Source organism: Oceanobacillus polygoni (assembly GCF_008304605.1).
GTDB lineage: Bacteria > Bacillota > Bacilli > Bacillales > Amphibacillaceae > Oceanobacillus > Oceanobacillus polygoni.
On sequence record NZ_PIJY01000020.1, the window covers coordinates 41,548 to 61,767 of the forward strand.

General features: G+C 37.6%; 21 protein-coding genes and 1 other annotated feature. All 21 genes read left to right on the forward strand.

Features of this window, described 5'->3' with window-relative positions; all coding sequences use genetic code 11:
* The first annotated feature begins 13 nt into the window (after positions 1-13).
* Positions 14-784 carry a 16S rRNA (uracil(1498)-N(3))-methyltransferase gene (locus F1560_RS07010; RefSeq protein ID WP_149473932.1) on the forward strand — a complete coding sequence of 257 codons (771 nt, stop codon included), beginning with the start codon at positions 14-16 and terminating at the stop codon, positions 782-784.
* Positions 772-2,127: a tRNA (N(6)-L-threonylcarbamoyladenosine(37)-C(2))-methylthiotransferase MtaB gene (gene mtaB, locus F1560_RS07015; protein WP_149473933.1), complete on the forward strand. Its 1,356-nt coding sequence runs from the start codon at positions 772-774 to the stop codon at positions 2,125-2,127. Before F1560_RS07010 ends, mtaB begins: the two co-directional genes overlap by 13 nt.
* Positions 2,128-2,150: 23 nt before the next feature.
* Positions 2,151-2,822, forward strand: coding sequence for a deoxyribose-phosphate aldolase (deoC, locus tag F1560_RS07020; protein WP_149473934.1), 672 nt, complete (start codon positions 2,151-2,153; stop codon positions 2,820-2,822).
* Between the two features lie 155 nt (positions 2,823-2,977).
* Complete coding sequence (gene rpsU, locus F1560_RS07025; RefSeq protein ID WP_010650937.1) at positions 2,978-3,154, forward strand: 30S ribosomal protein S21; 177 nt, start codon at positions 2,978-2,980, stop codon at positions 3,152-3,154.
* Positions 3,155-3,169: 15 nt separating this feature from the next.
* A complete protein-coding gene (locus F1560_RS07030; protein WP_095307048.1) occupies positions 3,170-3,616 on the forward strand; it encodes a GatB/YqeY domain-containing protein in 447 nt (148 codons plus the stop codon).
* A gap of 294 nt (positions 3,617-3,910) precedes the next feature.
* On the forward strand, positions 3,911-5,254 hold the full coding sequence (locus F1560_RS07035; RefSeq protein ID WP_420874446.1) for an NfeD family protein: 1,344 nt from the start codon (positions 3,911-3,913) through the stop codon (positions 5,252-5,254).
* Positions 5,255-5,286: 32 nt separating this feature from the next.
* A complete protein-coding gene (floA, locus tag F1560_RS07040; RefSeq protein ID WP_149473936.1) occupies positions 5,287-6,279 on the forward strand; it encodes a flotillin-like protein FloA in 993 nt (330 codons plus the stop codon).
* Positions 6,280-6,309: 30 nt separating this feature from the next.
* Positions 6,310-6,825: a type II toxin-antitoxin system VapC family toxin gene (locus F1560_RS07045; RefSeq protein ID WP_149473937.1), complete on the forward strand. Its 516-nt coding sequence runs from the start codon at positions 6,310-6,312 to the stop codon at positions 6,823-6,825.
* A gap of 508 nt (positions 6,826-7,333) precedes the next feature.
* A complete protein-coding gene (yqfC, locus tag F1560_RS07050) occupies positions 7,334-7,615 on the forward strand; it encodes a sporulation protein YqfC (protein WP_149473938.1) in 282 nt (93 codons plus the stop codon).
* A gap of 25 nt (positions 7,616-7,640) precedes the next feature.
* Positions 7,641-8,873 (forward strand): sporulation protein YqfD, encoded by a 1,233-nt coding sequence (yqfD, locus tag F1560_RS07055; protein ID WP_149473939.1) that lies wholly within the window; start codon positions 7,641-7,643, stop codon positions 8,871-8,873.
* Positions 8,874-8,875: 2 nt separating this feature from the next.
* A complete protein-coding gene (locus tag F1560_RS07060) occupies positions 8,876-9,835 on the forward strand; it encodes a PhoH family protein (protein ID WP_149473940.1) in 960 nt (319 codons plus the stop codon).
* 80 nt (positions 9,836-9,915) lie between these two features.
* A complete protein-coding gene (locus F1560_RS07065; RefSeq protein ID WP_338112801.1) occupies positions 9,916-12,048 on the forward strand; it encodes an HD family phosphohydrolase in 2,133 nt (710 codons plus the stop codon).
* The gene (gene ybeY, locus F1560_RS07070; RefSeq protein ID WP_149473941.1) at positions 12,049-12,513 is read left to right on the forward strand and encodes an rRNA maturation RNase YbeY; all 465 of its coding nucleotides are present in this window, start codon (positions 12,049-12,051) and stop codon (positions 12,511-12,513) included. It begins immediately after the preceding gene.
* A complete protein-coding gene (locus tag F1560_RS07075; protein ID WP_245347739.1) occupies positions 12,503-12,865 on the forward strand; it encodes a diacylglycerol kinase family protein in 363 nt (120 codons plus the stop codon). The genes ybeY and F1560_RS07075 overlap by 11 nt, the downstream gene beginning before the upstream one ends.
* 233 nt (positions 12,866-13,098) lie before the next feature.
* Positions 13,099-14,007, forward strand: a complete 909-nt coding sequence (gene era / locus F1560_RS07080) for a GTPase Era (RefSeq protein ID WP_149473943.1) — start codon at positions 13,099-13,101, stop codon at positions 14,005-14,007.
* A 97-nt stretch (positions 14,008-14,104) separates the two neighbouring features.
* Positions 14,105-14,245: a YqzL family protein gene (locus F1560_RS07085; RefSeq protein WP_149473944.1), complete on the forward strand. Its 141-nt coding sequence runs from the start codon at positions 14,105-14,107 to the stop codon at positions 14,243-14,245.
* A gap of 184 nt (positions 14,246-14,429) precedes the next feature.
* Entirely contained in the window at positions 14,430-15,173 is a 744-nt protein-coding gene (recO, locus tag F1560_RS07090) for a DNA repair protein RecO (RefSeq protein WP_149473945.1), read from the forward strand.
* 61 nt (positions 15,174-15,234) lie between these two features.
* Positions 15,235-15,413, forward strand: a binding site (T-box leader).
* Between the two features lie 70 nt (positions 15,414-15,483).
* A complete protein-coding gene (gene glyQ, locus F1560_RS07095) occupies positions 15,484-16,362 on the forward strand; it encodes a glycine--tRNA ligase subunit alpha (protein ID WP_149473946.1) in 879 nt (292 codons plus the stop codon).
* A complete protein-coding gene (gene glyS / locus F1560_RS07100; protein WP_149473947.1) occupies positions 16,363-18,447 on the forward strand; it encodes a glycine--tRNA ligase subunit beta in 2,085 nt (694 codons plus the stop codon).
* 93 nt (positions 18,448-18,540) lie between these two features.
* Entirely contained in the window at positions 18,541-19,170 is a 630-nt protein-coding gene (gene ccpN / locus F1560_RS07105; protein ID WP_149473948.1) for a transcriptional regulator CcpN, read from the forward strand.
* A gap of 35 nt (positions 19,171-19,205) precedes the next feature.
* Complete coding sequence (locus F1560_RS07110) at positions 19,206-20,018, forward strand: pyruvate, water dikinase regulatory protein (protein WP_149473949.1); 813 nt, start codon at positions 19,206-19,208, stop codon at positions 20,016-20,018.
* The last annotated feature ends 202 nt before the right edge of the window (positions 20,019-20,220 follow it).

The window sequence follows — 20,220 nt, forward strand, 5'->3', positions numbered from 1 at the left end:
AGTGGGTGTGTACATGCAAAGATATTTTGTCTCATCTTCTCGTTTTAAAGATAATAACATTACAATTACTGGTGATGATGTTCATCATATTACTCGTGTTATGAGATACAATGTGGGAGATAAAATAATATGTAATAACGAAGAAGGTAAGGCTGCGATTTGCCGTATTTCACAAGTAACAAGTGATGAAGTTCAGGTTATCATTGAAACGTGGCTGAATGAAAATGTAGAGCTACCAATCAATGTTACAATTGCCCAAGGTATCCCTAAAGGGGATAAGTTTGATTTAGTAGTTCAAAAAGGAACAGAGCTTGGTGCACATGCATTTATTCCATTTCAAGCAGACCGATCAATAGCGATTTGGGATAAAAAGAAAGCTGAAAAAAAATTACAACGCTTTGAAAAAATTATTAAAGAAGCTAGTGAGCAAAGTCACCGCAATAAAGTTCCTGTTATAAAAAGTCCAGTGTCGGTGAAGGATTTAATTGAGGAGAGCAAAAACTATCATGTGAAGCTTTTTGCATATGAAGAAGAAGCGAAGGTTTCGAAACACCAATCATTTGGTAATATAATAAATAGGCTCGATCCAGGGCAAGACATATTGGTTTGCATTGGTCCAGAAGGTGGATTCTCTCCGAAAGAAGCAGGGCTGTTGAAAGAAAATAATTTTTCACCGGTTCGGCTTGGTCCGCGGATTTTAAGAACAGAGACTGCTGCACTTTATGCGCTCGCTAGCATATCGTATCATTTTGAAGAAATGAGGTGTTCGGAATGCCAACAGTAGCATTTCATACATTAGGCTGTAAAGTGAATCATTATGAAACAGAAGGAATTTGGCGCATGTTTATGGAAAAAGGCTATGAGCGTGTCGATTTTGATCACGATTCGGATGTCTATGTTATTAATACGTGTACGGTAACCAATTCTGGAGATAAAAAAAGTAGACAAGTCATTCGTAGAGCAATTCGGAAAAACCCGAATGCAGTAGTTTGTGTAACGGGCTGCTATGCTCAAACGTCACCAGGTGAGATTATGGAGATTCCGGGTGTCGATGTTGTTGTCGGTACACAGGAACGAAAAAATATCTTCACGTATATTGAAAAACACCAAGAAACGAAGGAACCGGTTAATGGTGTTTCCAACATTATGAAAAACCGTGTGTTTGAAGAAATGGATGTACCTGTTTTTACAGACCGTACACGAGCATCTTTGAAAATTCAAGAAGGGTGTAATAATTTCTGTACATTTTGTATTATCCCTTGGTCTCGTGGTTTACTACGTTCAAGAGACCCTGAAAATGTAATTCAACAAGCTGAAAAATTGGTTGAAGCTGGTTACAAAGAGCTTGTCCTCACTGGTATCCATACAGCAGGATATGGAGAAGATATGAAGGATTATAATTTTGCAATGTTGCTTCGGGAATTGGAGCAGGTTGAGGGCTTGAAACGGATTCGAATTTCTTCGATTGAGGCAAGTCAAATTACAGATGAAGTGATTGATGTCCTAGACAAATCAGAGAAAATTGTTAGGCATTTGCACATTCCATTACAAGCTGGCTCAGATACTGTCTTGGCGAGAATGCGCAGAAAGTATTCTACAGAGTTCTATAAAGAAAAAGTAACTAAAATTAGAAAAGCATTACCTGGTTTAGCCATTACATCGGATGTTATTGTTGGCTTCCCAGGTGAAACAGAAGAAGAATTTATGGAAACCTATAATGTCATAAAAGAAATTGGCTACTCAGAGCTACATGTATTCCCGTTCTCAAGAAGAACTGGAACGCCTGCTGCACGTATGGATAATCAAGTGGATGAAGCGGTAAAAGAAAATCGTGTGCATCGTTTAATCGCATTATCTGATCAACTAGCGAAGGAATATGCTTCACAATATGAGAATGAAGTTCTTGAAGTTATTCCAGAGGAACGTATACTTGATGAGAATCATCCTGAATTGCTTGTGGGATACACAGATAATTATATGAAAGTCCAATTTGAGGGTACTGCAGATATGATTGGCAAGATTGTCCGTGTGAAAATTACGAAATCTGGATATCCATATAATGAAGGTACATTTGTTAGGGTTATGGAACATGCAACACATGCTGGTGAAAAGATAGTTAATCAATAACTTATTCAGAGAGGACGTTTAAGATGAGTAATAAATTAGCTAAATATATTGATCATACACAATTAAAGACGGATACAACAAAGGATCAAATACAGAAATTAGTTGAAGAAGCGAGGGAGTATGATTTTGCCTCTGTTTGTGTTAATCCGCATTGGGTTTCTTACTGTTATGAGAACCTAAAAGAAACAACAGTAAAAGTTTGTACGGTCATTGGCTTCCCACTTGGAGCTAATTCGACGGCTGTTAAAGCTTTTGAAACTGAACAAGCAATTAAAGACGGTGCAACAGAAGTAGACATGGTCATTAATGTTGGAGAATTAAAGTCTGGTAATGACGATCTTGTAAAAGCCGATATTGAAGCTGTTGTGAATGCAGCTAAAGGAAAAGCTTTAACAAAAGTAATCATTGAAACAGCTTTGCTAACGAATGATGAAAAAGTTCGTGCTTGTCAATTAGCAAAAGAAGCAGGTGCTGATTATGTTAAAACTTCTACAGGTTTTGCAAATGAAGGCGCAACAGTAAAAGATGTTCAATTGATGCGTGAGACAGTTGGTGCAGAAATAGGTGTCAAAGCATCTGGTGGTGTCCGTGATTTAGAAGGAATGAACGCTATGATTGAAGCGGGAGCAACCCGCATTGGTGCTAGTGCTGGAGTCGATATTATCAATGGAATTACAGGTACTAGCGATTATTAATTCAGCAAACTATGCAATAAAAGATGTATTTACTAGTATAATTAGTTAAATAATCGTTGACCAGATTGTAGGAATATATTATACTTTAAAAAGGCATGAGAAGGTAGTCATGTCGGTATAAATTGGTTTTGTGCTTCGGAGGGAGGGAAATTAGCATGTCAAATACAACTCGCGTTCGTAAAAACGAGTCTCTTGAGGATGCTCTTCGTCGCTTCAAACGCAGTGTGTCAAAAAGCGGTACACTACAGGAATATCGTAAACGTGAACACTATGAAAAGCCTAGTGTTAAACGTAAGAAGAAATCTGAAGCTGCTAGAAAGCGTAAATTCTAAAGAGGGTGCAAGCGTATGACGTTACTTGATCGATTGAATCAAGACATGAAGCAAGCTATGAAGAACAAGGATAAAGAAACGCTAAGCGTTATTCGCATGGTGAAGGCTTCTATCCAGAATGAATCGATTAAACTTAGTAAGGATACACTATCTGAGGACGAAGATTTAACAATTTTATCCAGAGAAGTTAAACAACGGAAAGATTCCCTCCAAGAATTTAAATCTGCTGGACGTGAAGATTTAGTTGAAAAACTTGAAAATGAATTGGTAATTTTACAAAAGTATTTACCGAAGCAACTTTCAGATGAAGAACTACTTTCAATTATCCAAGTAACGATTCAGGAAGTAAATGCTACATCAATGAAAGATATGGGTAAAGTGATGGGTGCTGTAATGCCAAAGGTAAAGGGCAAAGCAGACGGCTCTCAAATAAAAAAACTTGTACAACAAGAATTACAATAATAAGTTAAAGAATCTCAAGTCATAAGACTTGGGATTCTTTTCTTATATATGAAAATTATAAGCCTTCTAGAAATATAGAAGATAAGCACCATCAAAGTTTCTCTATGGATAAGATTATGATAGTATCTAATTATGACATAACTCCTGTTAGAGAACTTACTAGTTGCTAGCCTTTGGGGATTCGTTATTGCAATTATGCAAATTGGAATGATGTATACTTTTCTAACGTTAAAAAATGAAACCAATCCCATACCACTTCCGTATTAATTGATAACAGGCTGAGGGAGGTGAATAATGATGTCGAGGAAACGACTCAAACAATACATACTCATTATTGCAGCCATTTTCGTAGCACTTATTTACCAAGTTTCGGATAATCTTTCAGTTACTAGTGCGCAAGAACAGGGTGGTGGAAAGTCCGTTTATGTTATACCGATTGAACGAGAGGTAGAGCGTGGACTAGAGGCTTTTTTAAAGCGTACAACTTCCGAAGCGGTTGAAGCTGGTGCCGATCATATTATTTTTGAAATCGATACTCCAGGCGGGAGGGTCGATGCAGCTGGTCAAATTGGTCAAATTATCCAGGGTTTACCGATTCCGACAACAGCATTTATCGTGAATGAAGCTTTGTCTGCTGGATCTTATATCGCGTTGTTTTCTGAAACCATTTATTTCAAACCGCATGCAACGATGGGGGCAAGCGGTGTGATTACCGCTGATGGTACAGCAGCTGACGAAAAAGCACAATCAGCTTGGTTCGCTGCAATGAAAAGTGCTGCCGAGTCTACTGGGAGAGATCCACTTTATGCATTAGCTATGGCTGATAGCAGTATTGACCTTCCTGAGTATGGTGCACCTGAAGGCAGGTTTCTAACACTTGGGCCATCAGATGCTGTGGAAGTTGGTTATGCGGATGGAATTGTGGATGACCGAGTGGAATTGCTTTATGAGCTTGGCTTATCGAATGCTTCCATTATAGAAACGGAACCGAGTGCTGCAGAAGAAGTAGCACGATTTCTAACAAATCCAATTGTAATCCCGATTCTTCTATCAGTGGCAAGTCTTGGTTTAATCGTGGAACTGTATTCGCCTGGATTTGGAGTACCGGGAATTATGGGAATTGTTTCACTATTATTGTTTTTCTATGGTCATATCGTTGCGGGACTTGCAGGTATGGAAGCGGTCGTACTACTAGTATTAGGAATCATTTTGATTATAGCTGAATTTTTTGTCCCAGGGGGGATATTAGGACTCCTCGGTGTAGGGGCAATTATCGGTTCATTGTTTATGTCAGGATACGATTTAGGGCATATGTCAATGAGTATTGGAATTGCATTTCTTGTTACACTCATTGTTGCTGTGATTCTTTTTAGACGAATAGGCATGGATAAAGGTGTTTTTCGACATATTATTCTTAGGGATAGCACAGCAACAGAGCAGGGATATGTATCATCCGTAAATCGCCTGGAGTTAATCGGTATGGAAGGTATTACGCTGACTCCATTAAGACCATCAGGGATTGGTGAGTTTGATGGTGAACGAATTGATATTGTTTCAGAAGGAAGCTTTATTGATCGAAATAAGTCTGTTAAAGTGGTAAGAGTTGAAGGAGTTCGTGTCGTAGTTAGAGAAGTATAATGATATAGATGAAAATACAAGGAGGAATTTTAATGTCATTAACAGAACTAATGCCGCTTATTATTATTGCGGTAATCTTAATTGCTGTGGCTATTTTATTCACATTCGTACCAGTTGCGCTGTGGATTAGTGCCTTAGCTGCTGGAGTAAAGGTAAGTATCTTTACATTAATTGGAATGCGATTACGTCGAGTTGTTCCAAATCGTGTAATCAACCCTTTAATTAAAGCACATAAAGCAGGTTTAAATGTAAAAACAAATCAATTGGAAAGTCACTACTTAGCAGGTGGTAACGTCGATAGAGTAGTAAATGCTTTAATTGCTGCACACCGTGCAAATATTGAGCTTCCATTTGAACGTGGGGCTGCAATTGACCTAGCAGGTCGTGATGTACTAGAAGCTGTTCAAATGAGTGTAAATCCGAAAGTAATCGAAACTCCATTTATTGCAGGTATCGCGATGGATGGTATTGAAGTAAAAGCACTTGCAAGAATCACAGTACGTGCAAACATTGATCGACTTGTTGGGGGAGCTGGAGAAGAGACAGTTATCGCTCGTGTTGGTGAAGGTGTTGTAAGTACAATTGGTAGTTCAGACACACATGCAAAAGTATTAGAAAATCCAGATTCAATATCACAGACAGTATTAAGTAAAGGCCTTGACTCAGGAACTGCTTTTGAAATTCTCTCGATCGATATTGCCGACGTGGATATCGGTAAAAATATTGGAGCTATCCTACAAACAGACCAAGCTGAAGCTGATAAAAACATTGCACAGGCAAAAGCGGAAGAACGTCGCGCAATGGCTGTTGCACAAGAACAAGAAATGGTTGCAAGAGTTCAAGAGATGCGTGCTCATGTTGTAGAAGCTGAAGCAGAGGTTCCAAAAGCACTAGCAGAAGCATTACGTACTGGAAAATTGGGTGTCATGGATTATATGAATTATAAAAACATTGATGCTGATACTGGTATGCGTGATACAATTGGTAAATTAACCAAAGATAGCAGTGAAGATGATCAAAAATAATGTTCGTCATGAAATTGAAGGAGGGGTCTGATGGGCTGGATTTTCGATAACCTCTTCATAATTATCATTATTATTTCAGGGATTATCGGCTTTTTTAACAACTCGAATGAGAAGCAGAAACAGCAAGAAAAAGAGAAGAAAAAAACACCTCCACAAAGGCCGAGAAGAACAGTGCCAGAAAGAACTCCAGAACGTAGGCCGCAGCCTGTAGCAGAGCAGCGAGTGTATCGTGAAGAAAGATCACGAGATACGGTCTCAACTGCGTCCATTGCAGAGCAGCAAAAGCAACAAATGGAGAAGCTGGCTAGTAAGTATAGCGCTATTTCAAATTCAAAAATTGAGGATTTGAAGTCACAGACGAATAGCGGAAGTATTTTACTTGAGCCTGAGAAAGAAACAAGTAAAAAACAAGAAAGACTGAAGAAACAAGTAGTTGGCAACCTTGGTGCAAAAGGATTAGTTAATGGCATTATCATGTCTGAAATACTAGGACCACCAAGAGCTAAAAAGTCATATAAAAGCGTATTAGACGATCGAATCAAATAAGTATAGCCTAACCACCGCTATAAAAGCTTTAAAGCTTTTATAGCGGTGGTTTTTTGCTGTTTTTATCATCGCATTTGAAAGAAACTACGAACTACTGCAATTATGGATTAAGTGTGCGTATACCCCGCTACGGAAACACACTACGCTTTTCGCGGGTGACCCCTGAGACTCTTCGAACTCCGTTCTTCAGAGCCTCACTCTGGATACGTATCCCGCAGAAGTCTTCGTGTGTTTCCTTCGCTAGAATTGGCGCGTTACCTAGTATTAACATCGGTATCATAAATAAAAAAACGTTGCTCAAACCAGTCCGGGGGAGGCTGAAGCCGTGTCCGCGGAAAGCATCCGCCCGAAGCGATCCCGGACGGCAATAGTTGCTCATACTAAGCAAGTGCGAAGTTTATATATTATATAAAGCACCCGACCATATAAAACCTGCTCATTTTTATCACGCATTTTGTTCTTATGTTTTAAGCAGCCTCATACATATGTATGTGAGGGGGGATCATCATTGGCTAAATGGCAACAAAGACTACGTACCTTGTTAACGGAGCAATTCTCTCTTCCTTCTGATATAATCCTTGAAATGCCTAGAATTACGGTAATTGGAAACATACACCTATACATTGAAAATCATCAAGGCTTGGCTGTTTATTCCGAAAATGAACTAAAGTTAAAAACGAATAATGGATATGTCCAAATTAGGGGTACTTCCTTTGTGTTAAAAATGATGCTTCCTAAAGAAATTCTGCTCGAAGGAACCATCTCGGAAGTGAAATTCTTAGGAAACTAAAACCTTGAACTAGAGGAGGATACAATTGAAGCATTTAAATAGTAAAACAGTAACTGGCTATGTAACGATTCAAGTAAAAGGAACAGCTCCTGAGATGTTTTTTCAAAAATGCGCGAATGCTGGAATTTCTGTTTGGGATGTAAAAAAAAGAGCAACCGATTTATGTGAAGGCAATATAAAACTTTCGGATATAAAACAAATGAAACATATCAGAAGGAAAACGATTTATAAAATTACGTTTACTGGAAAGAACGGTTATCCATTTTTTATTAGACGTTTTTTAAAAAAGAAGCCATTGGTACTTGGGTTATTTTTCAGTGTACTTCTCTTCTTTTTTTTATCGAATATTATTTGGGAAGTTAAAATTAGTGGTGTTCCAAAAGATATTGAAGAAAAGATAGACAAGCAGTTAGTTAGTTACGGAATTCATCCAGGGGCTTGGCTTTTTTCCCTGGATCCACCAACTACGATTCAGCAAAAGCTAATGAAGGATGTACCTGAGCTTCTTTGGGCTGGTGTGGATCAAAAAGGGACAACCTTTTACTTAGAGGGAGTAGAAAAGATTGTCGTTGAAGAAGCGGACCCAAAACAGCCACGAAATTTAGTTGCTGCGAAAAAAGGCGTTATTATGAATTTATATGTATCAAAAGGCACCACTCATGTACAAGTGAATGATTATGTAGAACCTGGCGACATCTTGGTTTCTGGAATTTTGGAGGGCGAGGAGCAATTGGATGAAGAAGAAAGTGAAACAGAAGAACGTGAACAACAAGATAGTGAGTTTGTTGCTGCAGAAGCCGAGATTACAGCAAATACTTGGTATGAGGTCTCTGTTACGGTACCGCTTGAATTTAACTATGAAGAGATAACAGGAAACCAAAAAAAGAAGTATTATCTCAAAACAGGAGATTTTCAATTACCAATATGGGGATTTGGAGAACCTGATTACAGTGAAATTCATCGAGAATCACATGGTAATAACCTGCGTTTTTTTAAATGGGAGCTTCCAATAGAAATTGTTGAAACTATTTTAAGTGAAAAGACGTATAATAAAGTGAGCCGAACAAAGGAAGAAGCTATTCAAGCAGGAATTGATCAAGCTATTATTCAACTGCAGAATGAACTAGGTGCTGACGCAAAAATATTGTCTGAAAAAGTTTTGCATGAAAGTATAGAGCATGGTAAAGTAAATTTAACCCTATTTGTTTCAGTTGAAGAAAATATTGTAAGAGTAGAACCATTAAATCAAGGAGACTGATTATGCCAGGTAACTTAATTGAAATTGACTTGCAATTAACAAGTACGAATGAAGCGCTTGCGCTATTCGGCATAAACGATAAGCATCTGAAGCAGCTTGAAAATCTTTTAAACGTGTCCATCGTGTCTCGTGGAGAAGCTGTTCATGTTTCTGGTTCAAAGGAAGCGATTGCGCTTGTCCAAGAAATTCTTCTCACCCTTTTATCGGTTATTAGAAAAGGACAAACCATTTCTGAACGAGATGTTGTTTACGCTGTAGACTTAGCGAAAAAAGGTGAAATTAAACAACTAGAAGCGCTTTTTGAAGACGAAATCACAAAAAATGTAAAAGGCAAATCAATTCGTGTAAAAACGCTTGGTCAAAAAAACTACATCGCCGCGATTAAGGCGAATGACCTTGTCTTTGGAATCGGTCCAGCTGGAACTGGTAAGACATATCTAGCTGTAGTAATGGCAGTACATGCATTAAAAAATGGTTTCGTAAAACGAATTATTCTCACTCGTCCTGCCGTAGAAGCTGGCGAGAGCCTCGGATTTTTACCAGGGGATTTAAAAGAGAAGGTAGATCCTTATTTGCGTCCTCTATATGATGCACTTCATGATGTATTAGGAGCAGAACATACACAGCGTTTGATAGAACGAGAGACGATTGAAATTGCACCACTAGCCTACATGCGTGGGCGGACGTTGGATGATGCATTCGTTATTTTAGATGAAGCACAAAATACAACACCAGCACAAATGAAGATGTTTTTAACTAGACTGGGCTTCGGCTCCAAAATGGTTATTACAGGTGACATTACGCAAATTGATTTACCAAAAGGGGTTAAATCTGGTTTGCATATTGCACAACAGTTGTTAGCCTCTATTGATGGAATTTCATTAGTGTATTTGAAACAAACAGATGTTGTAAGGCATCCACTAGTTCAACGTATCATTGCAGCATATGAAACCGAAAACTAGAAATAGAATAAAACAGGTAAGGCCCTGAGCTATTCGGGTCTTATTTCTGTATAGCTGTCTTATAAAATGGGGTGATACGAGTGAAAGTTCGAATGAGAAGCAAGCTTGAATCGTTAGGTAAAAAACATAGTTGGCTATTGATATTATTACCAGTGGTTTTATTAGGTGTCTTTTTCTTTTTTATAACGTTGAACAATATTCAAACAAAAATTTACGATATTGAACGATTTAGCAATGCAAGTGAAACAATTCGTTCTCCAATAACAATTGAAAATGAACAAGAAACAGAACGGAAAACGAGAGAAACCGTTCAGTCTGTTCAAGATAGATATAGTATATCCAATGAAGTTACCATGGAGCAAGTTAGTTTTGTGGAGGAAATATTTGACGGTATTTTCAAGTTGGAAGAAGAAAGTGAAAATCAACGCGATGAAGAGGATGTAGCTGCTCCACTTACAGATCAAGAAAAAGTAATACAATTAAAGCAAATTTTATCTGATGAAATAAGCAGCTCTGTAAAAGATGGTACACTGATACACCTTTTACAATTTAGCGAAGATGAGTTGGATACGGGGAAAGAAGTACTAGCAGATGCGCTTGAAGAAACGTTAAATAATGGTGTGCGTACAGAGAATTTGGAAACGGCAAAAGCAAATGTGAATCAGTATATTGAATATGCGGATATAGAAGAAACGTTGAAGGAGCCATTAACAGAGCTCACTGATTTTGCTGTGGTTGAAAATTCATTTTTTGACGTGGAAAAAACTTCAGAAGCTAGAAAAGAGGCTGCAAGTAGCGTTGATCCAGCTATGATTCGTGCAGGTGAAGTAATTGTTCGAGAAGGACAGACGATAACAAATGAAATCTATGAAAGGCTGGATCTTGTTGGATTATTGGACGAGCAGAGTAATATTTATCCAGTTGTTGGGCTTGCATTACTTATTGTCATGATTTGTAGCTTTATAGCTGTTGAGATGTATCATATTTCCAAGCAAAACCAATGGAGTTTCGAAAAAATGCTTGCGATCTTTTTTATTAGCATAATTGTAGTTTCATTGATGAAGATTATTAGTGTTTATACAACACAGTCCAATCAACTTTTTTTCGTTACACCAATTGCTACTGGTGTTATACTAATTAAAATGCTAATCAATGAAAGGCTAGCAATTGTGTTGTCCATTCTTTATGCTATCTTAGGAAGTGTTATCTTTAATGGGCAAATAGCAGGCTCTTTAAATGTGGAAGCAGGGATTTATTTTCTTGTCAGCCAATTAGCTGGGATCATCTTTTTAATGAATGTGAAAGATCGACTGACAATTTTAAAGACAGGGCTAGGCGTAGCTTTTGTCAATATCGTTACTGTATTATTATTCTTATTTCTTTCCTTTGAAAAATATTCCTGGTTCGATCTTTTTGTACATACAAGTTTTGGACTTGGTTCGGCAGTTCTGGCAACGGTATTAGCAATTGGTTTACTTCCCTTTTTTGAAACCATACTCGGAATTCTATCAGATATCAAATTATTACAGCTATCCAATCCGAATCAACCGCTTTTGAAAAAACTGTTAACCGAATCACCTGGGACGTACCATCATTCTGTTATGGTTGCAAACATTAGTGAGACGGCATGTGAAGCGATTGGTGCAAATGGACTGTTGGCTAGGGTTGGGGCCTATTATCATGACCTTGGTAAAACGGCTCGACCACAGTATTTTATAGAGAATCAATTATCCATTCGCAATCCACATGATTTTATTGATCCGAAAAAAAGTGCTGAAATTATTATTCGACACCCATATGATGGAGCAGAACTGTTAAAAAAGCATAAAATGCCAAAAGAAATTATCGATATTGCAAAACAACATCACGGGACATCGTTATTGAAATTTTTTTACTACAAAGAGAAAGAAAAGAATCCCAATGTGGAAGAATCCATTTTCAGGTATCCGGGTCCGAAGCCACAGACGAAGGAAGCTGCAATTATTTGTATTTGTGACTCAGTTGAAGCAGCGGTTCGATCTTTGGAAGAACCTACAACCGGTAAAATTGAGGAGATTGTGGCTTCTATTGTAAAGAGTCGGCTCGCTGATGGACAATTAGATGAAAGTCCTTTAACATTAAAAGAGCTTCATGTTATTCATCGAACAATTATTGAATCGTTAAAAGGAATTTTTCACTCTAGAATTCAATATCCATCGAAGGAGGGAAAATGAATGTACATTGATTTTCATGATGAAACAAAATCAGTAATAAGTGATTACGTTGATTTATTAGAACGTTTACTACAATTCGCTGCCGAAAAAGAGGGAGTATCTAAAGAGGCGGAAATGTCTGTTAATTTCGTTGGTAATAAAGAGATCCAAGAACTTAACCGTAATTATCGCCAAAAGGATACACCTACTGATGTCATCTCATTTGCGATGCAAGAATCAGTAGAAGGAGAGCTTGAAATAGTTGGTGAGGATCTCCCTTTGGCACTTGGGGATATTGTTATTTCCGTAGATAAGGCAAAGGAGCAAGCGATCGAATATGAACATTCTTTTGAAAGAGAGCTTGCCTTTTTGACGGTACACGGGTTCTTGCATTTGTTAGGGTATGATCATATGAATAAAGCTGACGAAGAGAGAATGTTTAAAAGACAAGAGGAAATTCTAGGTGAGTTCGGAATTGAAAGATAAGAAGCGGAAAATAGGATTCTCGTATGCGTGGAACGGTATTAAGGAAATCGCAAAGACAGAACGGAATTTTAGAATCCATTTGCTAGCAACATTTTTAACGGTAGCTGCTGGATTTCTATTTAAGCTGACAATGGTCGAATGGGCAATCATTGTACTGACAATTGGATTGGTACTTATGGTAGAGGTAACGAATACTGCTATAGAAAAGCTGATTGACTATTTAAGGCCAGAAATCCATCCAACGGCTAAAATAATCAAGGATGTTGCAGCAGGAGCGGTTTTGATTGCTGCAATAATAGCAGCAATCATTGGCCTGCTAATTTTCCTTCCTAAACTGCATATTCTTTTTTAAAAGTCCTTGTCTCAAGGACTTTTTTGTGTGTTTTACGTTAAAGTAAACCGGGTATGTGAATTTAAGAGTTACATATATTTTTCTTCCACCTTTGCTTTTGGAATTTATTGTGGTACTTTAAGTGAAAAGATAATCTTTTTAAAGGTTTTGTCGATTGAATGAAAGCTTGCATTATTTGTAGTATTATAATGTAAAGAATCACATATTAAAGAAATCGTCGCGGAGGATACAGCATGGAAACAAATCATCATTTTAAATCAGGGTTTATTACAATAATTGGTAGACCAAATGTTGGAAAGTCAACATTTATGAATCGTGTTATCGGGCAAAAAATTGCTATTATGAGTGACAAGGCACAAACAACAAGAAATAAAATTCAAGGTGTACTTACAACAGATGATGCGCAGCTCATATTTATCGATACACCAGGAATTCATAAGCCAAAGCACCGCTTGGGCGATTTCATGGTAAACGTGGCAGAGGGTACACTCAATGAAGTGGACGCTGTTTTGTTTATGATTAATGCAAAGGAAGGGTATGGAAAGGGCGATCAGTATATTTTAGATCGACTGCAAAAAATAAACAGTCCCATTTTCTTAATCATTAACAAGATTGATTTAATCCATCCAGATGAATTATTTTTATTGATTGACCAATATAAAGATAAATGTAAATTTGAAGAAATTATTCCGATTTCTGCACTGGAAGGAAACAATGTGAACCATTTAGTTGAAGTGTTAAAAAGCCATTTACCTGAAGGTCCACAATACTATCCGAAAGATCAAGTAACAGATCACCCTGAACGCTTTATTATTTCAGAGCTTATTCGGGAAAAAGTATTACATTTAACAAAAGAAGAAGTACCTCATTCGATTGCAGTGGCAATCGAAAATATTGAAAAACGTGAACAAGAGAAATTGCTTGTTCAAGCAACTATTATTACCGAAAGAAGTACACAAAAAGGCATTTTGATTGGAAAACAAGGAAGTATGCTTAAAAATATTGGAAGAAATGCCAGGAAAGATATTGAAGCATTACTTGGCTCCAAAGTGTACTTAGAGTTATGGGTTAAGGTCAAGAAAGATTGGAGAAATAGGCAAAGTCAATTGCATGAATTTGGCTATCGTAGTGATGATTATTAAAGATGGTAATTTTTAATACTAATGTTTTTTAGCTGAAGTGCCACTCTAAGTAGTAAGTTACATTTTCATTAAACATTAAAGAAAGGTGGGGTTTCTTGTGATCGACCTAACTTGGAAAGTTTTTAGTCAGACAGGAAACATTGAAACCTATTTGTTATTAAAGGAACTAGAAAATGCAACATCGCAACAAGAGTTTGGACAGACTGAAGCAGAAGCAACACTAGATGCAAATATATAATATTACAGAATGCCGATACGGCTTGAAACGAAGGAATGGTTGTGTGAGCAAAGTGGCTGACAGGACCATTCCACTAATAAAAACAATGACACATATAATTTCTACTAAAGCATTCATCTTCATATGGGAGATGGAATGATCCACAATTGTGATTATTCTTGTATAAGAAGAAGGGTGAAGTTGTGTGCTAGAGAAGATAGATGGAATCATCATAAAAACAAGGGATTATGGAGAGACTCATAAGCTTGTAACAATTCTTAGTAAAAATATTGGGAAATTCACAGCGCTTGCTAGAGGAGCTAAAAAACCAAAAAGTAGGATGGCTGCAGTTATACAGCCGTTTATCCGTGCCCAATTATTTGTGTATGTAAATCAAGGCTTGAGCACGATTCAGCAAGGAGAAATCATTGATTCTTTTCGACCAATTCGAGAGGATATTGTCAAAACCGCTTATGCAGCCTATATGACGGAGCTCACAGAGAAGTTACTTGATGAAAAAAGCCCAGATCCATACCTGTTTGATCAATTTGTTCAAACCATGACTTGGATCGCAGAAAATGATGAAGCCGAGATACCGTTAATGATGTATGAGTTGAAGCTATTTGAAAAAGGAGGATTTGCTCCTACTGTTGATCGTTGTACCAATTGTGGAAATAGACAAATGCCATTCGCCTTTTCAATTGCAGAAGGTGGAATGCTTTGCACACGCTGTAGGTATATGGATACAGAAGCAGTCGGACTACCTGATACGATCGCTAAATTACTCTTCATGTTTTCTTCTGTTGGTTTGGAACGTATCGGGACGATCTCCATCAAGCCAGAAAATAAAGAGCTTCTCCGAAATTTATTAAATGCGTATTATGATCAATATGGTGGCTTTTATTTAAAAACAAGAAAATTTCTAACACAGCTTGACAAATTAATATAGCTAACGATTGACAGAATGAAAAGGATAAAGTATGATTTTTACATATTTCAATATTAAATAATGATTTGTGACGAAGGAGAAGAGTACCAGTACGAATTCTGTTTAAAGCGAGTCCAGGATAGTGTGAGCTGGATAATGAGATGGCTGGGAAAGGAACTCTGGAGCAAAGTAAATAAAGTGGCTCTTATATACAATTATATAGAGCAAATAGGGTGGAACCGCGGTAAAACCGTCCCTATGTCTATCAAGATATAGACATAGGGACGGTTTTTTAGTGTTTTACGATTAAAGAATGTGGAGGGATTTTGCAATGAATATCCAGGAAATGATTTTAACATTACAAAAACACTGGTCAGATCAAAATTGTATTTTAATGCAAGCGTATGATGTGGAAAAAGGAGCAGGCACGATGTCGCCAATGACATTATTGCGTAGCCTAGGGCCAGAGCCATGGAATGTTGCTTATGTGGAGCCGTCAAGAAGACCTGCAGATGGACGATATGGGGAAAACCCAAACCGTTTGTACCAGCATCATCAATTTCAAGTGATTATGAAGCCATCACCAGCTAATATTCAACAACTCTATTTAGATTCTTTAGTGAAGCTGGGAATTAATCCACTTGAACATGATATTCGCTTTGTGGAAGATAATTGGGAAAACCCAACATTAGGTGCTGCTGGGCTTGGCTGGGAAGTTTGGCTTGATGGAATGGAAATAACCCAATTCACCTATTTTCAACAAATCGGTGGACTTGAAGCAAATCCAGTAACCGTTGAAATAACATACGGGATTGAACGACTTGCTTCTTACATCCAAGATAAGGAAAATGTGTTTGATTTAGAATGGAATAATGGTGTTACAGTCCGGGATATCTTTTATCAGCCGGAATTCGAGCATTCGAAATATACGTTTGAAGAATCCAATACAGAAATGTTATTTCAGTTGTTTTCTATGTATGAGAAAGAAGCAGAGAGCACAATGAATAAAGGGCTTGTATTTCCTGCGTATGATTATGTTTTAAAGTGTTCGCATACATTCAACTTACTTGATGCCAAAGGTGTTATATCTGTGACCGAACGGACTGGTTACATCTCACGAATCCGTAACTTAGCTCGCAGCATTGCCAAAACATATGTTGCAGAACGCGAGAAATTAGGATTTCCAATGCTTGAAAAGGAGGAAAATTAAATGGCAAGAGATGTCTTATTTGAAATCGGACTTGAAGAGTTACCTGCACGATTTATCGATGATGCAGAGCAGCAACTATTAATAAAAACAGAAGCGTGGTTAAAGGAACTGCGAATTCCTTTCGGTTCGATCACTTCATTTGCGACCCCGAGACGTTTAGCTGTCTATATTCAAGAAATGGAAGAATTCCAAACGACAATTGAGGAAGAAGCTAAGGGACCTGCTGCGAAAATAGCAAAAGATGAAAATGGAGATTGGACAAAAGCAGCTATTGGTTTTACAAGAGGACAAGGGAAAACGCCTGAAGATATTTATACGAAAGAAATTAAAGGTATATCCTATATTTTTGTGAAAAAGCATATCGAAGGGAAGTCCGTTCAAGAATTACTTCCTGACTTCAAAGCAATAATAGAGTCCATTCAATTTGGCAAAAATATGCGCTGGGCAACAGAAACCCTCCGCTATGCACGTCCGATTCGCTGGCTTGTTGCATTATTCGGGAGTGAAGTCATTCCGTTTGAAATCACAAACGTCAAAACAAGCAATATAACATACGGTCATCGTTTCTTAGGGAAAGAGATTCATTTAGCTGCTCCTTCTGAATATGAGTCTTCCTTACTTGACAATTATGTTGTCGTGAATCCTAAAAAACGTGAGGAAATGATTATTGAAGGAATTAAAACACTAGAAGAAGCTAATAACCTGTTGATTCCAGTTGATGCTGCTTTACTGAATGAAGTTAAGAATCTTGTTGAATATCCAACTGCATTCATGGGGTCATTTGAAGAGGACTATCTAAAATTACCATCAGAGGTTCTGATTACGTCGATGAAGGAGCACCAACGTTACTTCCCAGTAACATCTAAAGATGGTCAATTATTAGCACGATTTGTTGGGGTTCGTAATGGGGATATCCATGAACTTGCAACTGTAATTCGAGGAAATGAAAAAGTACTTCGTGCGCGATTATCAGACGCTGAGTTTTTCTTGGAAGAAGACCTCAAACAGTCGATTGATTTTTATCAAGAAAGATTAGAACGTGTTGTTTTCCAGAAAAATTTAGGAACAATTAGTGATAAAGTGAAGCGAATCATTCATATAACTGAAAAGGTAACAGAATTAATTGGACTTGATGATGCTCAGAAAGAAAAGACAGTAAGAGCTGCAACCATTAGTAAATTTGATCTCATGACAAATATGGTGAATGAATTTACCGAGCTTCAAGGAATTGTCGGTGAAAAATATGCCGTTCATTTCGGCGAGGATCCAATTGTTGCAGGGGCAATACGTGAACATTATTTACCGAAGCAAGCGAACGGAGCGCTTCCAGAATCATTAGTTGGTTCAATTGTAAGTATTGCTGATAAGTTAGATACTATTGTTGGCTGTATTTCAGTTGGTTTAGTTCCAACAGGTTCACAGGATCCATATGGCCTCCGCAGACAAGCAACAGGTGTATTACGAATCATTGCTGAAAGAGAATGGGATATTTCGCTGGAGACCTTGCTAGATATTGTGACTTCTTTATATCAAACATTAGATATTGAATTGGAAAATCAGGATAAAGTAGCGGCAGAGCTTAAAGAATTTTTCCAACTTCGTGCATCTTATTTGCTTAAAGAATTACATGTTGAACAAGATGTGATTAACGCAGTTGTCCATCGTGCAGTAGGTAAGTTTGATTATACGATTGCCAAGGCAAAACTTCTCTCTGAGAAGCGAAGTGATGAAAGCTTTAAGCATATCCAAGAGGCTTTAGTACGTGTGCTTAATTTATCCGATAAAGCAGATGGTGTGAATGTACGTTCGGAGCAATTTAAAACGGAATCTGAAGCAGCATTGTATTCACAATATAATTTGGTTCGAGAGAATTTCGACACGTACAATAAACATAAAAATGCAGTTAAGGCATTAGCCTGCTTAGAGGAATTAGCTGATTCGATTCATTCGTTCTTTGACAATAATATGGTAATGGCAGATGATGAAGACATACGTGCAAATCGTCTTGCGCTTATCAATATACTTTCAAGTTTGATTAAGGAATATGCTGATTTAAGATTGATTGAATGGAAACAGCATTTCTAATAATCAAAAGTATGACATACTTTCTCTTTTTGCTATATAATGGACTATAACATTAAGAAATAGTGTGACATATTGTTTTCGGGTGGTGAAAAGGTGGAATTATCCAAAAGACAGGAACAAATCATTGAAATAGTTAAAGGTAACGGTCCGATTACAGGGGAACATATTGCAGATAGGCTAAGCTTGACACGTGCTACTTTGAGACCAGATTTAGCAATTTTAACCATGGCGGGATACTTAGACGCCCGCCCGCGTGTCGGTTATTTCTATACTGGAAAGACTGGTTCGGAACTACTTACAGAGAAAATAAAAAAGTTCAAAGTTCATGAATTTCTACAAGTTCCTATCGTTGTGAAAGATAGTGTATCCGTATACGATGCCATCTCAACCATGTTTCTTGAAGATGTAGGAACATTATTTGTTGTAGATGATAACTCCTGTTTAACTGGAGTGCTATCCCGCAAAGACTTGTTACGAGCAAGTATTGGTCAACAGAATTTAAGTGCTATCCCTGTACATATTATTATGACACGGATGCCAAATATTGCGGTATGTCGAAAAGATGACCTGCTAATTGATGCTGCTCAGAAACTGATAACCAGACAAATCGATGGCTTGCCAGTTGTTAAAGATACAGATAATGGACTTGAGGTCGTGGGCAGAGTGACGAAAACGACAATGACAAAAGCATTAGTAGAGCTAACAATAGGTGACCATGTGTAAAAAGATTACGAACGGGATGGAGGAGAGTTGTCGTAATGAATACTCAACCAATTGTTTTTGTATTATCTGACTCTGTGGGTGAAACTGCTGAATTAGTTGTAAAGGCGGGGCTAAGTCAATTTACGAATGGGGATTACAGAATACAACGTGTACCATATGTCGAGGATAAAGAAACAATCGATGAATTCCTACAAATTGCAAAAGAGAAAAAAGGGATGATTGGCTTTACCCTCGTAGATCCTGAATTAAGAAACTATTTGAACAACCAGTCAAAGGTCATGCAAGTAGAGGCAATTGATATAATGGGACCAACACTCGAATCAATGGAGCGCGTTTTTGATAAAAGCCCTCGACAGGAAGCGGGGCTGATACATAAACTGGATGAGGACTACTTCAAGAAAATTGAAGCAATTGAGTTTGCTGTAAAATATGATGATGGAAGGGATCCTCGGGGAATAGCTCGTGCAGATATTATTTTAATTGGCGTTTCTCGTACATCTAAAACGCCTTTATCGCAGTATTTGGCACATAAACGAATCAAGGTGGCGAATGTACCGATTGTGCCAGAGGTTGACCCGCCTGAGGAGTTGTTTGAAGTTGATCCAGCCAAATGTATTGGCTTACGAATAACTGCAGATAAGCTAAATGGCATCCGAAAAGAGAGGTTAAAAGCGTTAGGTCTAGGTGACCAGGCTACCTATGCAAATATGGATCGAATTCATCAAGAGCTTGATTACTTTAATAAAGTAGTTGGCAAAATTAATTGTCCTGTAATTGATGTTTCACATAAGGCGGTAGAAGAAACCGCAAATCTGATTATGCGTATGATTCAAAAACAGTCGAATTAGATTAATAAACGTTCTGCTCATTGTTCACGAGCAGAATGTTTTCTTTTGCTAGGAAAATAAGTCATTTTAATAGATATCTTTAAAAATATGTATTATAATAAATCTTTGTGTAAACATATACGTAAAAAAGCTATCGTTTGCTGTAATTCTGAAAAATAAAACATTCATCAATAAGAAGGAATTCAAGGTGATTATGTAGAAT